Source organism: Streptomyces sp. C, assembly GCF_000158895.1.
Taxonomy (GTDB): domain Bacteria; phylum Actinomycetota; class Actinomycetes; order Streptomycetales; family Streptomycetaceae; genus Streptomyces; species Streptomyces racemochromogenes.
Window position 1 is genome coordinate 2,377,061 of the sequence record NZ_GG657750.1, and the last position, 2,058, is coordinate 2,379,118.

Consider the following 2,058-nt stretch of genomic DNA (forward strand, 5'->3'; position numbering starts at 1 on the left):
CTGGTAGCGCCCGGGGTCAGGGGGTGGCGCCGCCGCCTTCCTCTTCCTCGCGGGTCTTGTCGTTCCACTTGGGGTCGTTCTGCCATTCGAGGTTGCGCTCCTGCGCCGTCTCCAGGGCGTGGGCGGCCTCCTCGCGCGTGGTGTAGGGGCCGAAGCGGTCCTTGGCGGGGCACTCGGGGCCCTCCTCCACCTTCCGGTGGACCAGGCAGTAGTACCACTCGCCCGGTTTGCCCACCTGACGCTTCTTGAACAGGGCCATCGCCTTCGGACTCCTTCCGGCGCGGTCTCCCGGCACCGCCGCTCGATACCGTTCGATACCGCTCCTCGTCGCCATGCTGCCCCATCGCCGCTGGATACACTCGCTTGCATGTCTGGCCAGTCGCTGCTCGTTCCAGGCGAGCTCTCTCCCGTCCGTTCCGTCCCCGGAAACATCCGCCGGCCCGAGTACGTGGGCAAGCCCGCGCCCGCTCCGTACACCGGACCGGAGGTGCAGTCGGCCGAGACCATCGAGGCCATGCGCATCGCCGGCCGGATCGCCGCGCAGGCGATGGAGGAGGCGGCGAAGCACATCGCGCCGGGGGTGACCACCGACGAGCTGGACCGGGTCGCCCACGAGTACATGTGCGACCACGGCGCCTACCCGTCGACGCTCGGCTACCGAGGGTTCCCGAAGTCCCTGTGCTCCTCGCTCAACGAGGTCATCTGCCACGGGATCCCGGACTCGACCGTCCTGCGGGACGGCGACATCGTGAACCTCGACGTGACCGCGTACATCGGCGGGGTGCACGGCGACAACAACGCCACCTACCTGTGCGGCGAGGTCGACGAGGAGTCGCGGCTGCTGGTGGAGCGCACGCGCGAGGCCCTGAACCGGGCGATCAAGGCGGTCAGGCCCGGCCGTCAGATCAACGTCATCGGCCGCGTCATCGAGTCGTACGCGAAGCGCTTCGGGTACGGGGTGGTCCGGGACTTCACCGGGCACGGCATCAACTCGTCGTTCCACTCGGGCCTGATCATCCCGCACTACGACAGCCCGCACGCCACGACCGTCATCGAGCCCGGGATGACCTTCACCATCGAGCCGATGCTGACGCTGGGCACCCACGAGTACGACATGTGGGAGGACGGCTGGACGGTCGTCACGAAGGACCGCAAGCGCACGGCGCAGTTCGAGCACACGCTGGTGGTGACGGACACCGGCGCGGAGATCCTGACCCTGCCGTAGGAGTTTTCGCCGCCCGGAGGTTTTTACCGACAGCGCGTCGGGAACACATTGACTTAGGTAAGCCTAAGCAGGAGGATCGGGCGTGGCGGCGGCGTGCCGCCACGGCCCGCTCCTCTCCTGACGGAGGTCAGTCTTGGACGCGTTCTCCACGGTCATCCGTGTCGCCTCGCACGAGCAGCACACCGAAGCCGAGACCTCCTCGTTCATGAGCGACCTGCTCGGCGGGCGGCTCGGCGTGGACGCGTACACCCGCTACACCGAGCAGCTGTGGTTCGTGTACCGGGCGCTGGAGGACGGCGCCGGGTCCCTGCGGGACGACCCGGTGGCGGGCCCCTTCATACGGCCCGAGCTGATGCGGGTCGCCGAGATCGAACGCGATCTGGCGCACCTGCTGGGGACCGGCTGGCGCGACGCGGTCAGCGCGCTGCCCGCGACGCGGGCGTACGCGGCCCGGGTCGCGGAGTGCGCCGCGTCCTGGCCGGGCGGGTACGTGGCCCACCACTACACGCGCTATCTGGGCGATCTCTCCGGGGGCCAGATCATCCGGGACAAGGCCGAGCGCACGTGGGGCTTCGAGCGCAAGGGCGACGGGGTGCGGTTCTACGTCTTCGCGGACATCTCCAACCCGGCCGCCTTCAAGCGGGGCTACCGGGAGCTGCTGGACGCGATCGCCGCGGACGACCTGGAGAAGCAGCGGATCATCGACGAGTGCAAGCGGGCCTTCGACTTCAACGGGGCGGTCTTCCGCGAGCTGGGCGAGGAGTTCCCGCTCAGCGCGTAGCCCCGGCAGCGCGGTTCCGGGTGAGGGGGCCGGGGCGGGTGCGGACGCACCG

3 protein-coding genes are annotated in these 2,058 nt (G+C 69.5%); 2 read left to right on the forward strand and 1 reads right to left on the reverse strand.

What is annotated here, in order from left to right:
* Nucleotides 1-16: 16 nt before the first annotated feature.
* Nucleotides 17-259 (reverse strand): hypothetical protein, encoded by a 243-nt coding sequence (locus SSNG_RS10500; RefSeq protein ID WP_007263800.1) that lies wholly within the window; start codon nucleotides 257-259, stop codon nucleotides 17-19.
* A gap of 108 nt (nucleotides 260-367) precedes the next feature.
* Between SSNG_RS10500 and map the strand changes: the two genes are divergently transcribed.
* Both map and SSNG_RS10510 read left to right on the forward strand, forming a co-directional pair.
* Nucleotides 368-1,225: a type I methionyl aminopeptidase gene (gene map / locus SSNG_RS10505; protein ID WP_007263801.1), complete on the forward strand. Its 858-nt coding sequence runs from the start codon at nucleotides 368-370 to the stop codon at nucleotides 1,223-1,225.
* 133 nt (nucleotides 1,226-1,358) lie between these two features.
* Complete coding sequence (locus tag SSNG_RS10510) at nucleotides 1,359-2,006, forward strand: biliverdin-producing heme oxygenase (RefSeq protein WP_007263802.1); 648 nt, start codon at nucleotides 1,359-1,361, stop codon at nucleotides 2,004-2,006.
* Nucleotides 2,007-2,058 lie beyond the last annotated feature (52 nt).

Bases quoted from the DNA above. Each gene is read 5' to 3' on its own strand.
- SSNG_RS10500 (WP_007263800.1), bottom strand. From the start codon at position 259: ATGGCCCTGTTCAAGAAGCGTCAGGTGGGCAAACCGGGCGAGTGGTAC.
- map (WP_007263801.1), top strand. From the start codon at position 368: ATGTCTGGCCAGTCGCTGCTCGTTCCAGGCGAGCTCTCTCCCGTCCGT.